Here is a 23,809-nt window from a genome sequence, read left to right as displayed (position 1 = left end):
CGAACCGCGGGTGTGCAACGCAATCCAAACCTTGGAGGTGACGCAGATGAAAGCGATCGAAATTACTGAATTCGGTGCGCCGGAAGTCTTGAAGCTCGCTGAGCGGCCCACGCCGCAGCCGAAAGCGGGTGAAGTGCTGATCAAGGTGGCCGCCTCCGGTGTGAATCGTCCGGACGTGTTCCAGCGCAAGGGCGGCTACGCGCCGCCGCCGGGCGCGTCGGACCTGCCGGGGCTGGAAGTGGCGGGGGAGATTGTCGGTGGGACGATCGACGAGAAGCACAACCCGTTTGGCCTGAAGATTGGCGATCGGGTCTGCGCGTTGCTGGCCGGCGGCGGGTACGCAGAATATGCGGCCGCGCCGCTCCTGCAGTGTCTGCCGGTGCCGAAGGGTCTCTCGGATATCGAAGCGGCTTCGTTGCCGGAAACCTTCTTTACCGTCTGGAGCAATGTCTTCGAACGCGCGCAACTGGGCGCGGGCGAGGGTGGGCAGAACGAAACCTTGCTGGTGCAGGGCGGTTCGAGCGGCATTGGCGTGACGGCCATCCAGATCGCGCATGCGTTGGGCTTTCGCGTGTTCGCCACCGCGGGGTCGGACGACAAGTGCCGCGCCTGCGAGCAGCTCGGCGCCGAACGTGCAATCAACTATAAAACCGAAGACTTCGTCGAAGTCCTCAAGTCGCTGACGAACGATCGCGGTGTCGACGTGATCCTCGATATGGTGGCGGGCAGCTATGTGCCGCGCGAGTTGAGCGCGCTGGCCGACGGCGGCCGGATCGTGCTGATCGCGACGCTGGGCGGCGCGAAGGCCGAGTTGAATTTGCACGAGATCCTGCGGCGCCGCCTGACGGTGACCGGTTCGACGCTGCGTCCGCGGCCGGTCGAGTTCAAGGCGAAGATCGCTGCTCAACTCAAGGCGCGCGTGTGGCCGCACCTCGAAGACGGCCGCATCAAGCCGGTGATCCATCAGGTGTTTCCGGCCGCGCAGGCCGCCGAAGCGCATGCGCTGATGGAAAGCAGCACGCACGTCGGCAAGATCATGCTGGATTGGGGCACGGCGCAGGCCGCCGGCTGACGGAGTAGCGGCGGCCTGCGTGGCCGCCTTGGTGAGAGCCGTATAGGCGCCCGCGCACGCGTGAGAGGGTCAGGTTGACAAGCTTGCTTTGATACTGGCAGTTTGACCCGATCCGCCTGCTCACAGTAAAATTGCGCGTTTTGCGTGCGCCGCATGAATTCGAAAGGCGGGCAGTAAGGTTGCAGATGAGGTGCAAATCCGGCGCAACCCGAATCCGCCGCCACGACAAGACGAGACGATGTCAAAACAACGAGCGAAACTGGTAGTCGGTAACTGGAAGATGCACGGGCGGCTTGCCGGGAACGCGGTTCTGCTTCAGGCCGTAGCGCAGGGTGCCGGCGCATTGCCGGACAGCGTGCAAGTCGGCGTCTGTGTGCCGGGTCCGTATCTCGCGCAGGCGCAGGCGCTGCTGGAAGGCAGCCGGGTAGCTTGGGGCGTGCAGGATGTGTCGGCTTTCACGAGCGGCGCCTACACCGGTGAGACGGCTGCGCCGATGGCGGTGGATTTCGCTGCAACGCTCGCAATCGTCGGGCACTCGGAGCGCCGCGCCTATCATCGCGAAAGCTCGGAGCTGGTGGCCGTCAAGACGCAGCGTGCGCTCGAAGCGGGTTTGACCCCGATCGTCTGCGTCGGCGAAACGCTGGAAGAGCGCGAAGCGGGCGAGACCGAGCAGGTGGTGGGTGCGCAGCTGGATGAAGTGCTGGCGAAGTTGTCGCCCGAAGAAGCGGCGCGTATCGTCGTCGCTTACGAGCCGGTTTGGGCGATCGGCACCGGCAAGAGCGCCACGTCGCAACAGGCACAGGATGTTCACGCATTCCTGCGCGCGCGTCTCGCGGCGAAAGGGGCTGCGGTCGCTGATGTACCCCTGTTGTATGGCGGCAGCGTGAAGCCGGAGAATGCGGAAGAATTGTTCCGTCAGCCGGACATCGACGGTGGCCTGATTGGCGGCGCGTCGTTGAAGGATCAGGATTTCCTGGCAATCTGCAAGGCGGCTGGCGCGGTGAGCGTCACGCAGTAAGCAGGATGCCCGGGTGAGCAAGACCCATTGCGCGCGGCGCGCCTTGTGCCACGCGATTAAATAAAGACTCAGGTGAGTGTGATGCTGGTTTTGAAAACATTGATTATCGTCGTTCAGTTGATGTCGGCGCTTGGGGTCATTGGCCTCGTGTTGCTGCAGCACGGTAAGGGCGCCGACATGGGCGCTGCTTTCGGCAGCGGCGCGTCGGGCAGTCTGTTCGGTGCGACGGGTTCGGCGAACTTCCTGTCGCGTACCACCGCGGTGCTCGCAGCGATCTTTTTTATCACCACGCTGACGCTGACCTACCTCGGTTCGTATCACGCCAAGCCTTCTGCAGGCTTGCTCGGCGCGGTAGCGACCGCTCCGGTGGTGGCTTCGTCCGCTGCTGCACCGGCTGGCGCATCGGTTGCGGTGCCGGCTGTCGCCGCGTCGACGCCGGGCCAGGACGTGCCGAAATAATTTTTCTTGAAAAGTGGTTGTGGTGCGTTGAACAAATTGTTTGAACCAGTTACAATCTAAGTCTTGAAGCGATTCGCGGTTTTTACAAGTTGATTTCCCGGATTGCAGTAGTGCCGACGTGGTGAAATTGGTAGACACGCTATCTTGAGGGGGTAGTGGCGAAAGCTGTGCGAGTTCGAGTCTCGCCGTCGGCACCAATGTTATCTAGATGCCAGCCGCTTGCTTCGCTTCGGCTGGCATTTTCGCTTCTGGCTGGTGTTTGCGTTAAAGTTGCAGCGTCAAGCGCGCCGAAGTAGTTTCGTGCCGGGTGATCCTGTCCCTGGCGGCACTCAGAACCAACCGATTGAGGATAGTCTTGAACCTCGCAGCCTATTACCCCGTCTTGTTGTTCCTCCTGGTGGGCACTGGTTTAGGCGTAGCACTGGTCAGTATTGGCAAGATCCTCGGTCCGAACAGGCCCGACACCGAGAAGAACGCACCCTACGAGTGCGGCTTCGAAGCATTCGAAGATGCGCGCATGAAATTCGATGTGCGCTACTATCTCGTCGCCATTCTCTTCATCATTTTCGATCTTGAAACCGCGTTCCTGTTCCCGTGGGGCGTAGCCCTGCGCGACATCGGCTGGCCCGGCTTCATGGCAATGATGATCTTCCTGCTCGAATTCCTGCTGGGCTTTGCCTACATCTGGAAGAAAGGCGGTCTGGACTGGGAATGATGGATTAATCGCCGGTTTGCGTGGGCGGCCAACGCTAGCCGCCCCGTCTGGAGTGGAAAGCAAATGAGTATCGAAGGGGTCTTGAAGGAAGGGTTTGTCACCACCACGGCTGACAAGCTGATCAACTGGACGCGCACCGGCTCCCTGTGGCCGATGACGTTCGGTCTTGCGTGTTGCGCGGTCGAGATGATGCATGCGGGTGCAGCCCGTTATGACCTCGACCGTTTCGGCGTTGTGTTTCGTCCGAGTCCGCGTCAGTCGGACGTGATGATCGTCGCCGGCACGCTGTGCAACAAGATGGCGCCCGCTCTGCGCAAGGTCTACGACCAGATGGCCGAACCGCGCTGGGTGATCTCGATGGGCTCGTGCGCGAACGGCGGCGGCTACTATCACTACTCGTATTCGGTGGTGCGCGGCTGTGACCGGATCGTGCCGGTCGACGTCTATGTGCCGGGTTGTCCGCCGACCGCAGAAGCGCTGGTCTATGGCGTGATCCAGCTACAAGCGAAGATCCGCCGAACCAACACTATCGCCCGTCAATAAGGCCAGAGCCTCCCCACTATATGGCAAGCAAACTCGAGACCCTGAAAGCGAACCTCGAGGCGGCCTTTGGCGGCCGCCTGCTGAGCGTCACTGAAGCAATCGGCGAGCTCACGATCGTCGTGAGTGCTGCAGAATATCAAGATATTGCGACGCGCCTCCGCGACGATTTGTCGCTGCGCTTCGAGCAACTGGTCGACCTGTGTGGTATCGACTATCAGACCTACGGTGACGGCGCATACGACGGTCCGCGTTTCGCGGCGGTGCTGCATCTGCTGTCGGTGTCGAACAACTGGCGCCTGCGTGTGCGCGTGTTCGCGCAGGACGACGATGTGCCGCTGATCCCGTCGGTGGTCGATATCTGGAATTCGGCCAACTGGTACGAGCGCGAAGCCTTCGACCTGTACGGCATCGTCTTCGAGGGTCATCCGGACCTGCGCCGTATCCTGACCGACTACGGTTTCATCGGTCACCCGTTCCGCAAGGATTTCCCGATCTCCGGCTACGTCGAAATGCGTTACGACCCGGAAGAGAAGCGCGTCGTCTATCAGCCTGTGACGATCGAGCCGCGGGAAATCACGCCGCGCGTGATCCGCGAGGATCGCTATGGCGGTCTGAAACACTAAGAGAACGCCATGGCAGAGATCAAGAATTACACGCTCAACTTCGGCCCGCAGCACCCGGCTGCGCACGGTGTGCTGCGCCTCGTGCTCGAACTCGACGGCGAAGTGATCCAGCGCGCCGACCCGCATATCGGCCTCCTGCACCGCGCCACTGAAAAGCTCGCGGAAACCAAGACCTTCATCCAGTCCGTGCCGTATATGGACCGTCTCGACTACGTGTCGATGATGGTCAACGAGCACGGCTACGTGATGGCCATCGAAAAGCTGCTCGGCATCGACGTGCCGGTGCGCGCTCAATACATTCGCGTGTTGTTCGACGAAATCACGCGCGTGCTGAACCACCTGATGTGGATCGGCTCGCATGCGCTCGACGTCGGTGCGATGGCGGTGTTTCTGTATGCGTTCCGCGAACGCGAAGACCTGATGGACGTGTACGAAGCGGTGTCCGGCGCCCGGATGCACGCGGCTTACTATCGTCCGGGCGGCGTGTATCGCGACCTGCCGGAAGTGATGCCTCAGTACAAGGCATCGAAGATCCGCAACGCGAAGGCGCTGTCGAAGATGAACGAGAACCGTCAAGGTTCGCTGCTCGACTTCATCGACGATTTCTTCACCCGTTTCCCGCATTGTGTCGACGAATACGAAACCCTCCTCACCGACAACCGGATCTGGAAGCAGCGTCTGGTCGGGATCGGCGTGGTGAGTCCGGAGCGTGCGTTGCAGCTCGGCATGACCGGCGCGATGCTGCGCGGTTCGGGCATCGAGTGGGACCTGCGCAAGAAGCAGCCCTACGAAGTCTATGACAAGCTGGATTTCGACATTCCGGTTGGCGTGAACGGCGATTGTTACGACCGCTATCTGGTTCGCGTCGAAGAAATGCGTCAATCGACACGAATTGCGAAACAGTGCATTGAGTGGTTGCGCAACAATCCGGGCCCCGTAATGATCGACAATCATAAGGTTGCGCCGCCGTCGCGCGTCGGTATGAAGTCGAACATGGAAGAGCTGATTCACCATTTCAAGCTCTTCACGGAAGGCTTCCATGTGCCGGAAGGCGAGGCGTACGCAGCTGTCGAACATCCGAAGGGCGAGTTCGGCATCTATCTGGTCTCGGACGGCGCCAACAAGCCGTATCGCCTGAAGATCCGCGCGCCGGGTTATGCGCATCTGTCCGCGCTCGACGAAATGGCGCGTGGTCACATGATTGCGGATGCCGTGACGATTATCGGCACCCAGGACATCGTGTTCGGCGAAATCGATCGTTAAGAGCGGTTTTCATCGTGGCGTGCGCGTCGCAGCCGTAGTGGGCGCGCGTCAAGCAAAGGAACGCCGGGTCTGTCGCAACCTGCAGCACGCGACAGGTTTTCGTTCGGTAGGAATTGAAAGAGTCGTGTCTGAAAATGATCTCAGCTGAAGGCCTGAAAGAAATCGATCGTGCGATCGCGAAGTATCCCGCCGGTCAGCAACAGTCCGCCGTCATGGCGGCGTTGGCCGTGGCTCAGGAAGAGCATGGCTGGCTGTCGCCCGAACTGATGCAGTTCGTCGGGGACTATCTCGGCATGCCCGCCGTCGCCGTGCAGGAGGTTGCGACCTTCTACACGATGTACGAGACGGCGCCGGTCGGTAAGCAAAAGATCACGCTCTGCACGAACCTGCCGTGCCAGCTCGGTCCGGACGGCGGCTCGGAAAGCGCTGCCGAGTACCTGAAGCAGAAGCTCGGCATCGACTTCGGCGAAACCACGGCAGACGGCAAGTTCACCTTGAAAGAAGGCGAATGCATGGGCGCGTGCGGCGACGCACCGGTGATGCTGGTGAACAACCACCGCATGTGCAGCTTCATGAGCCGCGCGAAGATCGACCAGCTGCTCGAGGAACTTTCGAAATGACGTCTCTCCACGATCGTCACATCAAACCGCTGATTCTCGCCGGCCTGAACGGCGACAACTGGCATCTCGAAGACTACGTGTCGCGCGGCGGTTACGCCCAGCTGCGCCGTATTCTGGAAGAGAAGATTCCGCCCGAGCAGGTGATTGCCGACGTCAAGGCGTCGGGTCTGCGCGGCCGCGGCGGTGCGGGCTTCCCAACCGGCCTGAAGTGGAGCTTCATGCCGCGCCAGTTCCCGGGGCAGAAGTACCTCGTCTGTAACTCGGACGAAGGCGAGCCGGGTACGTTCAAAGACCGTGACATCCTGCGTTGGAATCCGCATGCCCTGATCGAAGGCATGGTGATCGGCGCTTACGCGATGGGTATCACGGTCGGCTACAACTACATCCACGGTGAAATCTTCGAGGTGTATCAACGCTTCGAAGCGGCGCTGGAAGAAGCGCGCCGCGCGGGTTTTCTCGGCGACAACATCATGGGCTCGGGCTTCTCGTTCCAGCTCCATGCGCACCACGGTTACGGCGCCTACATCTGCGGCGAAGAAACCGCGCTGCTCGAGTCGCTGGAAGGCAAGAAGGGCCAGCCGCGCTTCAAGCCGCCGTTCCCGGCGAGCTTCGGCGTGTACGGCAAGCCGACCACCATCAACAACACCGAGACGTTTGCGGCCGTGCCGTTCCTGTTGGCGGTCGGCCCGCAGAATTACCTGGAAATGGGTAAGCCGAACAACGGCGGCACCAAGATTTTCTCGGTCTCGGGTGACGTCGAACGTCCTGGCAATTACGAAATTCCGCTCGGCACGCCGTTCGCGACGCTGATGGAACTCGCCGGCGGCATGCGCGGCGGCAAGAAGATCAAGGCCGTGATTCCTGGCGGCTCGTCCGCGCCGGTGATCCCGGGCGAGATGATGATGCATACCGACATGGACTATGACTCGATCGCCAAGGCGGGATCGATGCTCGGTTCGGGCGCGGTGATCGTGATGGACGAGACGCGCTGCATGGTCCGTTCGCTGCTGCGTCTGTCGTACTTCTATTACGAAGAGTCCTGCGGACAGTGCACGCCGTGCCGCGAAGGCACCGGCTGGCTGTATCGCGTCGTGCATCGTATCGAACATGGCCAGGGGCGCCAGGAAGATCTGGACCTGCTGAACTCAGTGGCTGGCAACATCATGGGCCGCACGATTTGCGCGCTCGGCGATGCAGCGGCCATGCCCGTGCGCGGCATGCTCAAGCACTACTGGGATGAATTCGAATATCACGTCGCCAACAAGCGCTGCCTCGTAGGCGGTCATGCCGGCGCAGCAACGGCTTCGGAAACGGTGGCGGCTTAAACAGCAATAAGCGGCCCAGACACCAGAAGCGTCAACCGCGGGATTCATCGCCATGTGGCGAATGAACGGGCGAACGATTGAGCGGTAACAGGTTAAGGAAGATTGACCATCATGGTTGAACTTGAAATAGACGGCAAGAAAGTAGAGGTGCCTGAAGGCAGCATGGTGATCCAGGCTGCGCATAAGGTCGACACGTACATTCCTCACTTCTGCTATCACAAGAAGCTGTCGATTGCGGCCAACTGCCGGATGTGTCTGGTCGACGTCGAAAAGATGCCGAAGGCCGTGCCTGCATGCGCCACGCCGGTGTCGGCGGGCATGATCGTGCGCACCAAGTCCGAGAAGGCCGTGCAGGGTCAGCAAGCCGTGATGGAATTCCTGCTGATCAACCACCCGCTCGATTGTCCGATCTGCGACCAGGGCGGCGAGTGCCAGTTGCAGGATCTGGCGGTGGGCTACGGCAAATCGTCCTCGCGCTACAGCGAAGAAAAGCGCGTGGTGTTCCACAAGAACGTCGGCCCGCTGATCTCGATGGAAGAAATGACGCGCTGCATTCACTGCACGCGTTGCGTCCGCTTCGGCCAGGAAGTGGCCGGCGTAATGGAACTGGGCATGCTGGGCCGCGGCGAGCATTCGGAAATTACCTCGTTCGTCGGCAAGACGGTCGACTCCGAACTGTCGGGCAACATGATCGATCTGTGCCCGGTCGGCGCACTGACCAGCAAGCCGTTCCGCTACAGCGCCCGGACGTGGGAACTGTCGCGCCGCAAGTCGGTGAGCCCGCACGATTCGGTCGGCGCGAACCTCGTGGTGCAGGTCAAGAACAACCGCGTGATGCGCGTGCTGCCGTTCGAGAACGAAGCAATCAACGAATGCTGGATCTCGGACAAGGACCGCTTCTCGTACGAAGGCCTGAACAGCCCGGAACGCCTCACGCAGCCTATGTTGAAGCAAGGCGGCAAGTGGGTCGAGACCGACTGGCAGACTGCGCTCGACTACGTCGTCAAGGGTCTGAAGGGCATCAAGGGCGACCGCGGCGCAGAAGCGCTGGCCGCACTCGGTAGCGCCCACAGCACCGTCGAAGAACTGTTCCTGTTGAAGCAGTTCGCGCAAGCGGTCGGCACGCCTAACGTCGACTTCCGCCTGCGCCAGTCCGATTTCTCGGCGCCAGTGAATGGCGCGCCGTGGCTCGGCACGAAGATCGCTGATTTGTCGAACGTCGACGCTGCGCTCATCATCGGCTCGGATCTGCGCCGCGATCATCCGCTGTTCGCTGCGCGTCTGCGTCAGGCTGCCAAGAACGGCGCCGAACTGACCTTCGTGCAAGCTACCAATGACGACGCGCTGATCCCGCAAGCACGGCGCGTGGTTGCGGCTCCGTCGGCATGGTTCGACGAACTGGCTGGCATCGCTGCCGCCATTCTCGAAGCACGCGGCGTCGCGCTGCCGCAGGCGTTTGCCGGCGCGAAGCCTTCGGATGCTGCGCGTGCGGTAGCAGCGTCGCTCGCCTCGGGCGATCTGCGCTTCGTGCTGCTCGGCAACGGCGTGGTCCGTCATCCGGACTTTGCGCGTCTTCATGCTACGGCCCAATGGATCGCAGAGACCACCGGCGCGACGCTCGGCTTCCTCACGGAAGCGGCGAACACGGTGGGTGCTCACCTCGTCGGTGCGTTGCCTGGCGAGGGCGGCCTGAATGCTCGCGAAGCCTTTGAACAGCCGCGCAAGGGTTATGTGCTGCTCAACGTCGAACCGGAGTTCGACACGGCCAACCCGGCGCAGGCATTGGCTGCGCTCAACCAGGCTGAAATGGTTGTCGTGCTGTCGCCGTTCCAGACCGGTGCGGACTACGCCGACGTCCTGCTGCCGATCGCACCGTTCACGGAAACGGCCGGCACCTTCGTCAGCGCAGAAGGCACGGTCCAGACCTTCAACGGCGTAGTGCGCCCGCTCGGCGACACGCGTCCGGCATGGAAGGTGTTGCGCGTGCTGGGCAGCCTGCTCGGCGTGCCCGGTTTCGACTTCGATACCTCGGAAGAAGTACGCACAGCAGCGTTGGGCGACGGCGATCTGAGCGCGCGCCTGTCGAACCAGACGGGTGTGGCAGTCGCTCGCGGCACGGCGCAGAAGGCGGCCGAAGGCGCGTTCGAACGCATCGCCGATGTGCCGATCTACCACGCCGACCCGCTGGTGCGTCGTGCGGAATCGCTGCATCTGACGGCGGCTGCACGCGCCGCGAACACCGTCGGCCTGCCGGCTGCACTGTTCGACAAGCTGGGTCTGAAAAGCGGCGACGCGGTGCGCGTGCGCCAGGGCGAGCACTCGGTCCAGTTGCCGGCCGTGCGCGATGCAAATCTTGCGGAGACGGTCGTCCGCGTATCGGCGGCCACGCCTGCCGGTGCAGCGCTGGGCAGCCTGTTCGGTGAACTGCTGGTGGAGAAGGCGTAAATGTTCGAATCGATCAACTCGGGCGGCACTCAACTTCTCGGTGCGGCATGGCCCACGGTGTGGGCACTGGTGCGCATCCTGGTCGTGGCCGTCGTGATCCTGCTGTGCGTGGCTTACCTGATTTTGTGGGAACGTAAGCTGATCGGCTGGATGCACGTGCGTCTCGGTCCGAACCGCGTCGGCCCCGCAGGTCTGCTGCAGCCGATTGCCGACGTGCTGAAACTGTTGCTGAAAGAAGTGATTCAGCCCGCGCAGGCGAGCCGCTGGATCTACCTGATCGCGCCGATCATGGTGGTGGTGCCGGCCTTCGCGGTCTGGGCGGTGATTCCGTTCCAGGCGGGCGCGGTGCTCGGCGACATCAACGCGGGCCTGCTGTACGCCATGGCGATTTCGTCGATCGGCGTGTACGGCGTGATTCTCGCCGGTTGGGCGTCGAACTCGAAGTACGCATTCCTCGGCGCCATGCGCGCCGCCGCGCAGATGGTGTCGTACGAAATTTCGATGGGCTTTGCGCTGGTCGTCGTGCTGATGACCTCGGGCAGCCTGAATCTGTCGGACATCGTCACGTCGCAAGAACGCGGCATCTTCGCCAGCTACGGTGTGACCTTCCTCTCGTGGAACTGGCTGCCGCTGTTGCCGATGTTCGTCGTCTACTTCATCTCGGGCATCGCCGAAACGAACCGCCACCCGTTCGACGTGGTGGAAGGGGAGTCGGAAATCGTCGCGGGTCACATGATCGATTACTCGGGGATGGCGTTCGCGCTGTTCTTCCTCGCCGAGTACATCAACATGATCGTCATCTCGGCGCTCGCATCAACGCTGTTCCTTGGCGGCTGGAGCGCACCGTTTGGCTTCCTGTCGTTCATCCCGGGCATTTTCTGGCTGGTGCTGAAAGTGTTCTTGCTGCTGTCGGTATTCATCTGGGCACGCGCCACGTTCCCGCGCTACCGTTATGACCAGATCATGCGTCTGGGCTGGAAGGTGTTTATTCCGGTCTGCGTGGTGTGGCTGATCGTAGTCGGCTTCTGGATCATGTCGCCGTTGAATATCTGGAAATAAAGGGCGGACGAACTCATGACCGCAATCCAAAACTTTTTCAAGACCTTCTTCCTGACGGAACTGCTCAAGGGCCTCGCGCTGACCGGACGTTATACGTTCCAGCGCAAGGTCACGGTGCAGTTCCCCGAGGAGAAGACGCCGATCTCGCCGCGTTTCCGCGGGCTGCACGCGCTGCGCCGCTATGAAAACGGCGAAGAGCGCTGCATCGCCTGCAAGCTGTGCGAAGCGGTGTGCCCGGCACTCGCCATTACGATCGAATCGGAAACGCGCGCGGACAACACCCGTCGCACGACGCGTTACGACATCGACCTGACCAAGTGCATCTTCTGCGGTTTCTGCGAAGAGAGCTGCCCGGTCGATTCGATCGTCGAGACGCACATTCTCGAGTATCACGGCGAGAAGCGCGGCGACCTGTATTTCACGAAGGACATGCTGCTGGCCGTGGGCGATCGCTACGAAGCGGAAATCGCCGCGAACAAGGCAGCCGATGCGCCGTATCGTTGATGTCGAAAACGCTTTAGTTTGACGTTTTAGGTTGTACCGGCCTGCAGTCAGGCCGTAGGCTGCTGCTTGACCGCTGTAGCGTGGTGCGAATGCGCCAAAGAACAATGCCTGACGATGGCCTAACGATGAACCGGTAATCATGGAATTCACGACCGTACTGTTCTACATCTTCGCTCTGCTCCTGGTGGTGTCCGGGCTGAAGGTGATCACCTCGCGCAACCCGGTGGCGTCCGCGCTGTTCCTGGTGCTCGCGTTCTTCAACGCGGCGGCCATCTGGATGCTGCTGCAGGCGGAGTTCCTCGCGATCCTGCTGGTGCTGGTGTATGTGGGCGCGGTGATGGTGCTGTTCCTGTTCGTGGTGATGATGCTGGACATCAACATCGACGTGCTGCGACGCGACTTCAAACGCTTCGTGCCGATGGCGACCATCGTGGGCGGGATCATCGTGATCGAGACCGCGCTGATCCTCTGGCACGGCTTCGGCGCGACGGTGACGCCGCTGCGCGATACGACGGTTGCAGCCGGCAGCGCGATGGCGGGCTGGTCGAATACGCGCCTGATCGGTAAAGTGATCTACACCGACTACATCTTCGCGTTCGAAGTCGCAGGTCTGGTGCTGCTGGTGGCGATTATTGCCGCCATCGCGCTGACCACGCGCCACGGCAAGGACAGCAAGCGCCAGCGCGTGAGCGATCAGGTCAAGGTGCGTGCGCAAGACCGCGTGCGCGTGGTGAAGATGCCTTCGGAAAAGACCGCGGCTACTATCGCGGCGGAAGAAGCAGCCGCTGCAGCAGAAGCTGCGGCCGCCGCGGCTGCATCGGCAGCCGCAGCAACGGCTAAAAATAGCTGAGAGGAGACAGGAGAGAAATTATGTTGACCCTTGCCCATTACCTTGTGCTCGGCGCGATCCTGTTTTCGATCAGCGTTGTGGGCATCTTCCTGAACCGCCGCAACGTCATCATTATCCTGATGGCGATCGAGCTGATGCTGCTGGCGGTGAACACCAATTTCGTCGCGTTCTCGCACTACCTCGGCGACGTGCATGGCCAGATCTTCGTCTTCTTCGTGCTGACGGTTGCAGCAGCGGAAGCGGCAATCGGCCTGGCGATTCTGGTGACCCTGTTCCGTAGCCTCGACACGATCAATGTCGAGGATCTCGATCAGCTCAAAGGTTAATCTCGAGGCAAGACTGTTATGTCAACGACACTCAACGAAAACCTGTTGCTGGCGGTACCGCTTGCACCGCTGGCCGGCTCCCTGATTGCGGGGCTGTTCGGCCGCGCGGTAGGGCGCGCAGGGGCCCACACGGTCACGATTCTCGGCGTCGCGATCTCCTTCATTCTTTCGGCCATCGTCTTCTTCGACGTGATGAACGGCGCGAGCTTCAACGCGACGATCTACGAGTGGATGTCGGTCGGCAAGCTGAAGTTCGAAATCGGCTTCCTCGTCGACTCGCTCACGGCGATGATGATGTGCGTGGTGACCTTCGTGTCGCTGATGGTGCACATCTACACGATCGGCTACATGGCCGACGACGACGGTTACCAGCGCTTCTTCTCGTACATCGCGCTGTTCACGTTCTCGATGCTGATGCTCGTGATGAGCAACAACCTGCTGCAGCTCTTCTTCGGCTGGGAAGCGGTGGGTCTGGTGTCGTACCTGCTGATCGGTTTCTACTTCACGCGTGAAAGTGCGATCTACGCCAACATGAAGGCGTTCATCGTCAACCGCGTCGGCGACTTCGGCTTCCTGCTCGGTATCGGCCTGTTGCTGGCGTTTGCCGGCTCGCTGAACTACGGCGACGTGTTCGCGAAGAGCCACGAACTCGCGGCGATGAATTTCCCGGGCACCAGTTGGGGTCTGCTGACGGTGGCGTGTATTTGCCTCTTCATCGGCGCAATGGGTAAGTCGGCGCAGTTCCCGCTGCACGTCTGGCTGCCGGATTCGATGGAAGGCCCGACGCCGATTTCCGCACTGATTCACGCAGCAACCATGGTGACGGCCGGTATCTTCATGGTCACGCGCATGTCGCCGCTGTTCGAACTGTCGGATACGGCGCTGTCGTTCGTTACGATCATCGGCGCGATTACCGCACTGTTCATGGGCTTCCTCGGGATTGTCCAGAATGACATCAAGCGGGTGGTGGCGTATTCCACGCTATCGCAGCTCGGTTACATGACTGTGGCACTCGGCGTCTCTGCTTACCCGGTCGCCATGTTCCACCTGATGACGCACGCGTTCTTCAAGGCGCTGCTGTTCCTCGGCGCGGGTTCGGTGATCATCGGCATGCACCACGATCAGGACATGCGCAACATGGGCGGCCTGCGCAAGTACATGCCGATCACGTGGATCACGTCGCTGATCGGTTCGCTGGCGCTGATCGGCACGCCGTTCTTCTCGGGCTTCTACTCGAAAGACTCGATCATCGACGCAGTGAAGCTGTCGCATCTGCCGGGTTCGGGTTTCGCGTACTTCGCGGTGGTGGCGAGCGTGTTCGTCACGGCGCTGTACTCGTTCCGTATGTACTTCCTGGTCTTCCACGGCGAAGAGCGTTTCCGCAAGCCGAAGCATCCGGAATCGCCGATGGCGATCGAAGCTGCTGCTCACGCTGCGCACGGTCACGACGATCATGGCCATGGCCACGACGATCACGGCCATGCACACGAGCCGCACGAAAGCCCGTGGGTGGTGTGGGTGCCGCTGGTGCTGCTGGCGATTCCGTCGGTCATCATCGGCGCGATTGCAGTCGGTCCGCTGCTGTTCGGCGACTTCTTCGCGCACGGCGTGGTGTTCGACAAGGTGATCTACATCGGCGCGAACCACCCGGCAGTGTCGGAGATGGCCGAAGAATTCCAGGGCTGGGCGCTGATGGGCCTGCACTCGGTGTCGGGCCTGCCGGTCTGGCTGGCGCTCGCCGGTGTCGTGACCTCGTGGTTCCTGTACCTGAAGCGTCCGGACCTGCCGGCGGTTGTGCGCCGCGCCTTTGGCCCGATCTATACGCTGCTCGATAACAAGTACTACCTCGACAAGATCAACGAAGTCGTGTTCGCACGCGGCGCGGTGGCGATCGGCCGGGGCCTTTGGAAAGAGGGCGACGTGGTGGTCATCGACGGTATCGTCAATGGCAGCGCGCGCTTTATCGGCTGGTTTGCCGGCGTGATCCGCTTCCTCCAGTCGGGCTACATCTACCACTACGCGTTTGCCATGATCATTGGCATGCTGGGGCTCCTGACCCTGTTTGTAACGCTTGGCGGCAAATAAGAGAAGGCGAGGGGACACCACACAATGCACACGTATCCGATTTTAAGTATTGCCATCTGGTTGCCGATTTTGTTTGGCCTGCTGGTTCTTGCTATCGGTTCTGACAAGAATCCTGGCCCGGCGCGCTGGCTGGCGCTGGTGGGTTCGGTTCTCAGTTTCATCGTCACGATTCCGCTGTTCACCAGCTTCGATTCGAGCACGGCGGATCTGCAGTTCGTCGAGAATGTGCATTGGATCGACCGCTTCAGCATTGCCTACCACCTCGGGGTCGACGGCATCTCGATGTGGTTCGTGGTGTTGACCGCTTTGATCACGGTGATCGTGGTGATCGCCGGATGGCAGGTCATTACGAAGAACGTGGGGCAGTATTTCGCCTCTTTCCTGATCCTCTCGGGCATCATGGTCGGCGTGTTCAGCGCAGCGGACGGGATGCTGTTTTATGTGTTCTTCGAAGCGACGCTGATCCCGATGTACATCATCATCGGCGTGTGGGGCGGGGCGAACCGCGTGTACGCGGCGTTCAAGTTCTTCCTTTACACGCTGATGGGCTCGCTGCTGATGCTGGTCGCACTGCTGTACCTGTACACGCAGACGGGCACCTTCGATCTGGCGGCCTGGCAGACCACGAAGATCGCCATGACGCCGCAGATTTTGCTGTTCATAGCGTTCTTCCTCGCCTTCGCGGTGAAGGTGCCGATGTGGCCGGTCCACACCTGGTTGCCTGACGCCCACGTGGAAGCGCCGACCGGCGGCTCGGTGGTGCTGGCGGCGATCATGCTGAAGCTCGGGGCGTACGGTTTCCTGCGCTTCTCGCTGCCGATCACGCCGGATGCAAGCCACTTTTTGGCGCCGGTCGTCATCACACTGTCGCTGATTGCGGTTATTTACATTGGTCTGGTTGCGATGGTGCAGTCCGACATGAAGAAGCTGGTGGCGTATTCGTCGATCGCGCACATGGGCTTCGTCACGCTCGGCTTCTTCATCTTTAACCAGCTTGGTGCAGAAGGCGCGATCGTGCAGATGATCTCGCACGGTTTTGTCTCGGGCGCGATGTTCCTGTGTATCGGCGTGCTGTATGACCGGATGCACTCGCGCCAGATCGCCGATTACGGCGGCGTCGTCAACACGATGCCGAAGTTCGCGGCGCTGGTGATGCTGTTCGCAATGGCCAACTGCGGCCTGCCGGGAACATCCGGGTTCGTCGGCGAATTTATGGTGATTCTGGCTGCGGTCCAGTACAACTTCTGGATTGCAGGCGGCGCCGCGGTCACGCTCGTTCTGGGCGCGGCCTACACGCTGTGGATGTACAAGCGCGTGTATTTTGGCGCGGTGGCAAACGACCACGTGAAGAAACTGCTCGATATCAACAATCGCGAGTTCTTCATGCTGATCGTGCTGGCCGCATTGACGCTGTTCATGGGCCTGTATCCGAAGCCCTTTACCGATGTGATGCACGTATCCGTGGAAAACCTCCTCTCCCACGTTGCGCAGTCGAAACTGCCGTTGCCTCAGTAACGCAGAGCGGAGGAATTTAAACACCATGCAAAACGCACCTATGACTGCCCTGTTGCCCGACGGCCTGTTGATGCTCGCCGTAGTTCTCGCGTGGCTCAACGACACGTTCTTCGGCCAGGCGGCCCGACGCACCACGTATTTCATCGCCCTGTTCTCGACGCTGATTGCCGGCGTCTGGTTCGGCGTGAACGCTTTCGACCCGCAAGTGCATTACTTCTTCGGGCATATGTACGTGGTGGACGCTTTCGCCAGCACGATGAAGGCGGTGGTCTCGCTCGGTTATACGGTGTCGATCATCTATTCGCGCAAGTATCTTGAAGATCGCGAGCTGTACCGCGGCGACTTCTTCCTGCTGGGGATGTTCTCGCTGCTCGGCCAGTTGGTGATGATCTCGGGCAACAACTTCCTGACGCTGTACCTCGGTCTGGAACTGATGTCGCTGTCGCTGTATGCGGTGATCGCACTGCGCCGCGACGCGGCCCAGTCGAACGAAGCGGCCATGAAGTACTACGTGCTCGGCGCGCTGGCTTCCGGTTTCCTGCTGTACGGCATCTCGATGCTCTACGGTGCAACGGGATCGCTCGACATCAACGAAGTGTTCAAGGCGGTGGCTTCGGGCCGTATCAACGACGTGGTTCTGTTGTTCGGCGTGATCTTCATCGTGGCCGGCGTGGCGTTCAAGATGGGCGCCGTGCCGTTCCATATGTGGGTGCCTGACGTGTATCAGGGCGCACCGACTGCCATGACGCTCTTGACCGGCGGTGGCCCGAAGGTTGCGGCCTTCGCATGGGGCCTGCGCTTCCTCGTGATGGGTCTGTTGCCGCTGGCAGTCGACTGGCAGGAAATGCTGGTGATCCTCGCGGCGCTCTCGCTGATCGTCGGCAACATCACCGGTATCGTGCAGCGTAACGTCAAGCGGATGCTCGCTTACTCGGCGATCTCCAACATGGGCTTCGTGCTGCTCGGCCTGCTGGCGGGGGTCGTAGACGGCAAGACGGCCGGCGCCGCGAGCGCCTACGGTTCGGCGATGTTCTACAGCATCGTCTACCTCGTGACGACGCTCGGCACCTTCGGTATCGTCATGCTGCTGGCCCGCCGCGACTTCGAAGCCGAGACGCTCGACGACTTCAAGGGCCTGAATCAGCGTAGCCCGGTGTTCGCGTTCGTGATGATGATCATGATGTTCTCGCTCGCGGGCGTTCCGCCAGCAGTCGGCTTCTACGCGAAGCTCGCCGTGCTGCAAGCGACGATGAACGCCGGTCTGACGTGGCTGGCCGTGCTGGCCGTCATTACCTCGCTGTTCGGCGCGTTCTACTACCTGCGGATCGTCAAGCTCATGTACTTCGACGACCCGCTCGACACCACGCCGATCCAGGCCGATACGTGCAATCGTGCACTGCTCGCGCTGAACGGCCTCGCGGTGCTGGTGCTCGGCATCGTGCCGGACCCGCTGCTGAAGGTTTGCTTGCAAGCGATCACCCATACGCTGCCGCTCTGATGTCCGCTGCTGGCTGGTTTATTGTGTTGTTGGCGCTTGCGGGCGCCAACCTGCCGTTCCTGAATCAACGCCTCTTCGCCTTCGTGCCGCTCAAGACGGAGAAGAAGAGTGCGTGGCTGCGGATTGCCGAGCTGATTGCGCTGTACTTCGTGGTGGGCGCATTCGGCTTCATGCTTGAAGCGCGCGCGGGTAATCGCTTCGAGCAAGGCTGGCAGTTCTACGCGATCACCTTCAGCCTGTTCCTGGTGTTCGCGTTTCCCGGCTTTACCTTCCAGTATCTCGTCAAACGGCGCTGACGGCTCGAGCCGTCGCGCACCACGCTGTCCTGAGGTTGCACATGGCTGAACTTCCCGATCACGACGCAGCGCTTACCGAGACCTGTCTCGAGAGCAAGACGCTCCATCAGGGCCCGTTTCTCACGCTCAAATGCGATACCGTGCGCTTGCCGGACGGCAAGAGCGCAACACGCGAGTACGTCAAACACCCGGGCGCCGTGATGGTGATCCCGCTGTTCGACGACGGCCGCGTGCTGCTCGAGTGCCAGTACCGCTATCCGATCGGCAAGGTGATGTATGAGTATCCGGCCGGCAAGCTCGATCCGAACGAAGGCGCGCTCGCCTGTGCCAAGCGCGAGTTGCACGAAGAGACCGGCTATACGGCGCGCGAATACGTTTTTCTGACGCGGATTCATCCGATCATTTCGTATTCGACCGAGTTTATCGACATCTACCTCGCACGCGGGCTGACCGCTGGCGAGCGCAAGCTCGATGATGGCGAGTTCCTCGAACTGTTCACGGCGACCGTGCCCGAGGTTTCCGAATGGGTGCGCACCGGCAAGATCACCGACGTGAAGACGATTATCGGCACGTTCTGGCTGGAGAAGGTGTTGTCGGGCGCATGGCCCGCCGCTGAGCCCGAGCCCAACTGATTGACGGCAAAGGGGTGCCCCAAACCGGCACCCAGGAAACCACGGCAGCCCGCGCGGCTGCCGTTGTCATTTATGGTGCATCGGCGAGCATCGCGCCAAAGCGTTAGAATCGCGCACGCACGCTCGATTGTTCCCAGATGCGGGAATGTGCCAAAGCCACGTGCCAAAGTCGCCCCTCGCAAAATTTACGAACGACCGTTCACAAATTTCCATTTTGAGCTAAACTCATACGCAAGCCCTGATTCCACATGAAGGTCCTCGATTTACAGTGCCCGCACGGCCATCGGTTTGAAGGCTGGTTTGCTTCCGCCGAAGACTTTGAGTCGCAGTTGTCCCGCAAGCTCGTCGAATGCCCGATTTGCAGCGCGACCGAAGTGAGCCGTTTGCCGTCGGCGCCCCGACTGAACCTGTCGGGTGCGACCGCGGCGCCAGCCCCTGCGGGCGCTGGGGAGTTGCAGGCGCGCGTCATGCACGCGCTGCGCGAGGTACTGGAAAAGACCGAGAACGTGGGTGACCGCTTCGCCGAGGAAGCGCGGCGCATTCACTACAACGAAGCGCCCGCTCGCAACATTCGCGGTGTCACCACAGCGGAAGATGCGAAAGCCTTGGTCGAAGAAGGCATTGAAGTGATGCCGTTGCCGATCCCGGCCGTTCTGAAGGAACCGTTGCAATAGCGCAGCGGCTCACTGGCGGCGGGCAGCCGCGGCCAGGAGACACTGCGCATGAATCTGGATTATTCCCCCGCTGACGACGCGTTCCGCGCCGATATCCGCGCCTGGCTCGAAGCGAATTTGCCTCGCGAGCTGAGCGACAAAGTACTCAATCACAAGCGTCTGAATCGCGAAGACTTCGCGAACTGGCACAAGCTGCTCGGCACGCGCGGCTGGTCGGTCGTCGCCTGGCCCAAGGAATACGGCGGCCCGGGTTGGGACGCCACGCAACGGCACATCTGGGACGAAGAGTGCGCCCGCGTCGGCGCACCGACCGTGCTGCCGTTCGGCGTTTCGATGGTCGCACCCGTGCTGATGAAATACGGCAATGAAGCGCAAAAGCGCCACTATTTGCCGCGCATTCTGGACGGCTCGGACTGGTGGTGCCAGGGCTATTCCGAACCGGGGTCGGGCTCGGATCTGGCGTCGCTGCGCACGCGCGCCGAGCGCGTCGGCGATCACTATGTCGTCAACGGCCAGAAGACGTGGACCACGCTCGGCCAGCACGCCGACATGATGTTCTGCCTCGTGCGCACCGACAGCGGGGCGAAAAAGCAGGAGGGCATCTCGTTCCTGCTGATCGACATGAAGACGCCGGGCATCGCCGTGCGCCCGATCATCACGCTCGACGAAGATCACGAAGTCAACGAGGTGTTCTTCGAGGACGTGAAGGTGCCGCTCGAGAATCTGGTCGGCGAAGAAAATCGCGGCTGGACTTACGCGAAGTATTTGCTCGGTCATGAGCGCACCGGTATTGCGCGCGTCGGCCAGTCGAAGCGCGAACTCGTGTTCCTCAAGCGTCTCGCGCTCGAACAGAAGAATGGCAAGCCGCTGCTGCACGACCCGGTGTTCGCTGCGAAGGTCGCGAGTCTCGAAATCGAATTGATGGCGCTGGAAGTGACCGTTCAGCGCGTGGTCGCCAATGAGACGGGCGGGCGCGGGCCGGGACCGGAAGCGTCGATGCTGAAAATCAAGGGCACCGAAGTCCAGCAGGCTTTGACCGAACTGATGTTCGAAGCCGTTGGACCGATGGCGGCACCGTTCGATGTGCCGTTCCTCGAAGGCGAACGCGCTCACAGCATTGCCGGCGACGATAACGCCGCACCGCTGGCCGCGTACTACTTCAACTTCCGCAAGACGTCGATCTACGGTGGCTCGAACGAAATTCAAAAGAACATCATCGCGCAGATGATTCTCGGACTCTGAGGAGCGGCGCATGGACTTCACTTTTACCGACGAACAACAGCAATTCACCGACGCACTGCGCCGTTATCTGGACAAGAACTACGGCTTCGAAGCGCGCCAGGCGATCGTCTATTCGGACGCGGGTGTTTCGGATACGCATTGGGCAGCTTTCACCGAACTCGGCTTGACTGCTTTGCCAGTGCCGGAAGAGCAGGGCGGCTTCAATGGCAGTCCTGTCGATATGCTGGTTGTGATGCAGGAGCTGGGCCGCGCGCTGGTGATTGAACCGTACTGGGCGACGGCGGTGGGCATCGAGGCATTGCGCATTGCCGGTTCGGCAGGCGCTGGGCAGGGCGCAGATGCCGCGTTGCTCGAGCGCGCGGCGCAAGGCGAGCTCAAACTCGCGGTGGCGTTTCACGAACCACATGCCCGCTACGATCTGTTCGCAATCGAAACGACGGCTACGCAGCAAGGTGAGCATTACGCACTGAGCGGCAAGAAATCGGTGGTGTTGCACGGTGCTCAGGCGGACCAGTGGATTGTGCCCGCTCGTCTGAACGGCGAGATCGCGCTGTTCGTCGTCGCACGCGACGCCGCCGGGACGCAGGTCACCGACTACCGCACCATCGACGGCCAACGGGCTGCGTCATTGGCATTCGCAGGCACACCGGCGCGGCGTCTTGGCGGCCAGCACGCCGGCGCGGCGGCGCTCGAGCAGATCGCCGACTACGGCACGCTGTTGCTGTGCGCGGAAGCCGTCGGCGCGCTCGACGCGCTGAATCACGCCACCGTCGAATACACCAAGACACGCCAGCAATTCGGTCAGCCGATCGCACGCTTTCAGGCTCTGCAGCACCGCATGGTCGAGATGCTGATTCACGCCGAGCAGGCGCGTTCGGCAACGTACCTGGCCACGGTGCGTTACGCTGGCAGCGATGCCGATGCACGACGCCGTGCGGTTTCGGCTGCGAAGGTGCGGGTAGGCCAGGCAGCACGTTTCGTCGGTCAGCAAGCGGTGCAATTGCACGGCGGCATGGGTGTGACGAACGAAGTGGCGGCCGCTCATCTGTTCAAACGTCTGGCGATCATCGAAACCACCCTCGGCGATGTCGATCATCACCTGGCGCGCTTTGCCACGCTGCCCGGTTTTGCTACCGCTGAAGTATGATCGCGTGGCTAGTCAGAACAAGTGAGGTGTCAGAATGGGATTGAGTTTCGAGGATATGCAGGTTGGATCGGTGGTCGAATGCGGTGAGCATACGTTCACCCATGACGAGATCGTTCGGTTTGCCGAACAGTTCGATCCGCAGCCGTTTCACGTCGACGACGCTGCTGCGGCGGAGTCGCAGTTCGGCGGTCTGATCGCGAGCGGCTGGCATACCTGTTCGGTGTTGATGGGGCTGTTGGTGCGCAATGTGCTGGCCGGCTCGACGTCGATGGGTTCGCCGGGTGTCGATGAAATCCGCTGGTTCAAGCCGGTGCGGGTCGGCGATACGATCCGCATGACGAATGCAGTTCTCGACAAGCGCGTGTCGTCGAGCAAGCCGGACCGTGGCATCGTCTCCACCGAATGGGCGGGGATCAACCAGCACGGCGAGACGGTCATTACCGTGCGCTCGAAAGCGCTGTTTGGCTTGCGGCATCCGGGGGCAAGCGCATGAAGCGCGAGGCGGTCGCGCTCGATGCACAGGCACTCCGTTCGCTAGTGGGCGGCGAGCCGCTCGTGAGCGATTGGCTGAGCATCGGGCAGGCGAGCGTGAACGGGTTTGCCGATGCAACCGGCGATCATCAATGGATTCACGTCGACCCGGAACGGGCGCGGCGCGAATCGCCGTTTGGCGGGCCGATCGCGCATGGCTTTCTGACCTTGTCGTTGATTCCGGGGTTGCTGGAAAAGACCGTGACGCTCAAGCAGCGGATGGGCGTCAACTATGGTCTGAACCGGGTGCGGTTTACTGCTCCGGTGCCGGTCGGCTCCGAGATTCGGGCGCGGTTCGCCGTGGCGAGCGTGGACGATGTGGAGGAGGCTGGCGTGCAGGTGGTGTGGAACGTGTCGCTCGAACGGCAGGGCAGTGAGTGGCCGGTGTGCGTGGCAGAATTCATCACGCGGCATTACTTCTAGCGCTGGCCGGACGAGTGGCAGTTTCGTAGCCACTCCTTAATAGCGTCCCTACAGATTCGCAGCGCGGGATACGACTCTTATGGATTGCGCCGACGGCTTCTTTGCCGTCCACGCAATCCGTTCTCCGCTGAATCTCAGTGCTTGGCGTACTGCGTCGCACCGAACAGCACTTCTCTGGCCTTATCGTCCATCAACGGTTTGCGCGCCGAAGCCAGCACCTCGACGCCGCGCAGCACAGCCGGTCTCGCGGCGATCTCTTCGTGCCAGCGTTTCACATTCGGAAACGCATCCAGTTCGATACCCTGGTTTTGCCACGAGCGTGTCCAGGGGAACGACGCAATATCTGCAATCGTATAGTCGTTGCCAGCGAGATAGCGGGTCTTGCCGAGTTGCGTGTCCATCACGCCATACAGACGCCGCGTTTCATTCGTATAGCGGTTGATCGCGTATTCGATCGGTTCTGGCGCGTAGATGCGGAAATGATGCGTCTGCCCGAGCATCGGACCGATGCCGCCCATCTGGAACATTAGCCACTGCAGTGTCGCGTAGCGCCCGGCCGGATCGGCAGGCAGGAACTTGCCGGTTTTCTCGGCCAGATAGATCAGGATCGCGCCCGACTCGAACAGCGAGAATGGCTTGCCGTCGGCGCCCTTCGGGCCGTCCGGATCGACGATGGCGGGAATCTTGTTGTTCGGACTGATGGCGAGAAATTCAGGCTTGAACTGGTCGCCGGCGCCGATGTCGACCGGGTGCGCGGTATACGCGAGCCCCGTCTCTTCGAGCATGATGTGAACCTTATGGCCGTTCGGGGTCGCCCAGCTATAGACGTCGATCATCGTGGCTCCGATTTAGGTTACTTGCATGGAAGCGGCGCCGCATCACGCGGCGCCGAAGCAGGCAAAAATTAGAGCATAGATCGGGCAATGCTGCAGAGCGGCTGCCGG

At 61.3% G+C, this 23,809-nt stretch carries 25 protein-coding genes and 1 tRNA gene; 25 read left to right on the top strand and 1 reads right to left on the bottom strand.

The window, feature by feature from the left end:
- The first annotated feature begins 46 nt into the window (after positions 1-46).
- From BLQ92_RS25385 to BLQ92_RS25265, 25 genes are all read left to right on the top strand, one after another.
- Positions 47-1,072, top strand: a complete 1,026-nt coding sequence (locus BLQ92_RS25385; protein ID WP_090688520.1) for an NAD(P)H-quinone oxidoreductase — start codon at positions 47-49, stop codon at positions 1,070-1,072.
- 238 nt (positions 1,073-1,310) lie between these two features.
- Positions 1,311-2,090 (top strand): triose-phosphate isomerase, encoded by a 780-nt coding sequence (gene tpiA / locus BLQ92_RS25380; protein ID WP_090687999.1) that lies wholly within the window; start codon positions 1,311-1,313, stop codon positions 2,088-2,090.
- Between the two features lie 81 nt (positions 2,091-2,171).
- On the top strand, positions 2,172-2,549 hold the full coding sequence (secG, locus tag BLQ92_RS25375; protein ID WP_090687996.1) for a preprotein translocase subunit SecG: 378 nt from the start codon (positions 2,172-2,174) through the stop codon (positions 2,547-2,549).
- A 112-nt stretch (positions 2,550-2,661) separates the two neighbouring features.
- Positions 2,662-2,746: transfer RNA gene (locus BLQ92_RS25370), tRNA-Leu, on the top strand.
- Between the two features lie 158 nt (positions 2,747-2,904).
- Positions 2,905-3,264, top strand: a complete 360-nt coding sequence (locus BLQ92_RS25365; RefSeq protein WP_074265311.1) for an NADH-quinone oxidoreductase subunit A — start codon at positions 2,905-2,907, stop codon at positions 3,262-3,264.
- A gap of 63 nt (positions 3,265-3,327) precedes the next feature.
- A complete protein-coding gene (locus BLQ92_RS25360; RefSeq protein ID WP_006052903.1) occupies positions 3,328-3,807 on the top strand; it encodes a NuoB/complex I 20 kDa subunit family protein in 480 nt (159 codons plus the stop codon).
- 20 nt (positions 3,808-3,827) lie between these two features.
- Positions 3,828-4,430 carry an NADH-quinone oxidoreductase subunit C gene (locus BLQ92_RS25355; RefSeq protein ID WP_090687991.1) on the top strand — a complete coding sequence of 201 codons (603 nt, stop codon included), beginning with the start codon at positions 3,828-3,830 and terminating at the stop codon, positions 4,428-4,430.
- Positions 4,431-4,439: 9 nt separating this feature from the next.
- Positions 4,440-5,693: an NADH-quinone oxidoreductase subunit D gene (locus BLQ92_RS25350; RefSeq protein ID WP_090687985.1), complete on the top strand. Its 1,254-nt coding sequence runs from the start codon at positions 4,440-4,442 to the stop codon at positions 5,691-5,693.
- A 134-nt stretch (positions 5,694-5,827) separates the two neighbouring features.
- On the top strand, positions 5,828-6,313 hold the full coding sequence (gene nuoE, locus BLQ92_RS25345) for an NADH-quinone oxidoreductase subunit NuoE (RefSeq protein ID WP_090687975.1): 486 nt from the start codon (positions 5,828-5,830) through the stop codon (positions 6,311-6,313).
- Complete coding sequence (nuoF, locus tag BLQ92_RS25340) at positions 6,310-7,638, top strand: NADH-quinone oxidoreductase subunit NuoF (protein ID WP_090687971.1); 1,329 nt, start codon at positions 6,310-6,312, stop codon at positions 7,636-7,638. The genes nuoE and nuoF overlap by 4 nt, the downstream gene beginning before the upstream one ends.
- Positions 7,639-7,749: 111 nt before the next feature.
- A complete protein-coding gene (nuoG, locus tag BLQ92_RS25335) occupies positions 7,750-10,083 on the top strand; it encodes an NADH-quinone oxidoreductase subunit NuoG (RefSeq protein ID WP_090687968.1) in 2,334 nt (777 codons plus the stop codon).
- Complete coding sequence (nuoH, locus tag BLQ92_RS25330) at positions 10,084-11,142, top strand: NADH-quinone oxidoreductase subunit NuoH (protein WP_090687965.1); 1,059 nt, start codon at positions 10,084-10,086, stop codon at positions 11,140-11,142. It begins immediately after the preceding gene.
- A 15-nt stretch (positions 11,143-11,157) separates the two neighbouring features.
- Positions 11,158-11,646 (top strand): NADH-quinone oxidoreductase subunit NuoI, encoded by a 489-nt coding sequence (gene nuoI / locus BLQ92_RS25325; RefSeq protein WP_012432383.1) that lies wholly within the window; start codon positions 11,158-11,160, stop codon positions 11,644-11,646.
- Positions 11,647-11,785: 139 nt separating this feature from the next.
- Positions 11,786-12,496: an NADH-quinone oxidoreductase subunit J gene (locus BLQ92_RS25320; RefSeq protein WP_090687963.1), complete on the top strand. Its 711-nt coding sequence runs from the start codon at positions 11,786-11,788 to the stop codon at positions 12,494-12,496.
- 20 nt (positions 12,497-12,516) lie between these two features.
- Positions 12,517-12,822 (top strand): NADH-quinone oxidoreductase subunit NuoK, encoded by a 306-nt coding sequence (gene nuoK, locus BLQ92_RS25315; protein ID WP_090687962.1) that lies wholly within the window; start codon positions 12,517-12,519, stop codon positions 12,820-12,822.
- Positions 12,823-12,840: 18 nt separating this feature from the next.
- The gene (nuoL, locus tag BLQ92_RS25310) at positions 12,841-14,907 is read left to right on the top strand and encodes an NADH-quinone oxidoreductase subunit L (RefSeq protein WP_090687960.1); all 2,067 of its coding nucleotides are present in this window, start codon (positions 12,841-12,843) and stop codon (positions 14,905-14,907) included.
- A 24-nt stretch (positions 14,908-14,931) separates the two neighbouring features.
- Positions 14,932-16,422: an NADH-quinone oxidoreductase subunit M gene (locus tag BLQ92_RS25305; RefSeq protein ID WP_090687958.1), complete on the top strand. Its 1,491-nt coding sequence runs from the start codon at positions 14,932-14,934 to the stop codon at positions 16,420-16,422.
- A 25-nt stretch (positions 16,423-16,447) separates the two neighbouring features.
- On the top strand, positions 16,448-17,920 hold the full coding sequence (gene nuoN / locus BLQ92_RS25300; RefSeq protein WP_090687955.1) for an NADH-quinone oxidoreductase subunit NuoN: 1,473 nt from the start codon (positions 16,448-16,450) through the stop codon (positions 17,918-17,920).
- On the top strand, positions 17,920-18,216 hold the full coding sequence (locus BLQ92_RS25295) for a DUF2818 family protein (protein WP_090687951.1): 297 nt from the start codon (positions 17,920-17,922) through the stop codon (positions 18,214-18,216). Before nuoN ends, BLQ92_RS25295 begins: the two co-directional genes overlap by 1 nt.
- Before the next feature lie 41 nt (positions 18,217-18,257).
- Positions 18,258-18,848 carry an NUDIX domain-containing protein gene (locus BLQ92_RS25290; RefSeq protein ID WP_090687947.1) on the top strand — a complete coding sequence of 197 codons (591 nt, stop codon included), beginning with the start codon at positions 18,258-18,260 and terminating at the stop codon, positions 18,846-18,848.
- A gap of 248 nt (positions 18,849-19,096) precedes the next feature.
- Positions 19,097-19,522 carry a DUF1178 family protein gene (locus BLQ92_RS25285; protein WP_090687944.1) on the top strand — a complete coding sequence of 142 codons (426 nt, stop codon included), beginning with the start codon at positions 19,097-19,099 and terminating at the stop codon, positions 19,520-19,522.
- 48 nt (positions 19,523-19,570) lie between these two features.
- Complete coding sequence (locus tag BLQ92_RS25280) at positions 19,571-20,764, top strand: acyl-CoA dehydrogenase family protein (RefSeq protein WP_090687941.1); 1,194 nt, start codon at positions 19,571-19,573, stop codon at positions 20,762-20,764.
- Positions 20,765-20,774: 10 nt separating this feature from the next.
- Positions 20,775-21,911 (top strand): acyl-CoA dehydrogenase family protein, encoded by a 1,137-nt coding sequence (locus BLQ92_RS25275; RefSeq protein ID WP_090687938.1) that lies wholly within the window; start codon positions 20,775-20,777, stop codon positions 21,909-21,911.
- Between the two features lie 34 nt (positions 21,912-21,945).
- Entirely contained in the window at positions 21,946-22,404 is a 459-nt protein-coding gene (locus BLQ92_RS25270; RefSeq protein WP_090687935.1) for a MaoC family dehydratase, read from the top strand.
- Positions 22,401-22,865, top strand: coding sequence for a MaoC family dehydratase (locus tag BLQ92_RS25265; RefSeq protein WP_090687931.1), 465 nt, complete (start codon positions 22,401-22,403; stop codon positions 22,863-22,865). Before BLQ92_RS25270 ends, BLQ92_RS25265 begins: the two co-directional genes overlap by 4 nt.
- 134 nt (positions 22,866-22,999) lie before the next feature.
- Here BLQ92_RS25265 and BLQ92_RS25260 read toward each other — a convergent pair whose 3' ends face one another.
- Positions 23,000-23,701 carry a glutathione binding-like protein gene (locus tag BLQ92_RS25260; RefSeq protein WP_090687928.1) on the bottom strand — a complete coding sequence of 234 codons (702 nt, stop codon included), beginning with the start codon at positions 23,699-23,701 and terminating at the stop codon, positions 23,000-23,002.
- Positions 23,702-23,809: the final 108 nt, after the last annotated feature.

Source organism: Paraburkholderia phenazinium (assembly GCF_900100735.1).
Lineage (GTDB): Bacteria > Pseudomonadota > Gammaproteobacteria > Burkholderiales > Burkholderiaceae > Paraburkholderia > Paraburkholderia phenazinia.
Note: the sequence above shows the minus strand (reverse complement) of the source record. Positions and strands in the feature narration are given on the sequence as shown.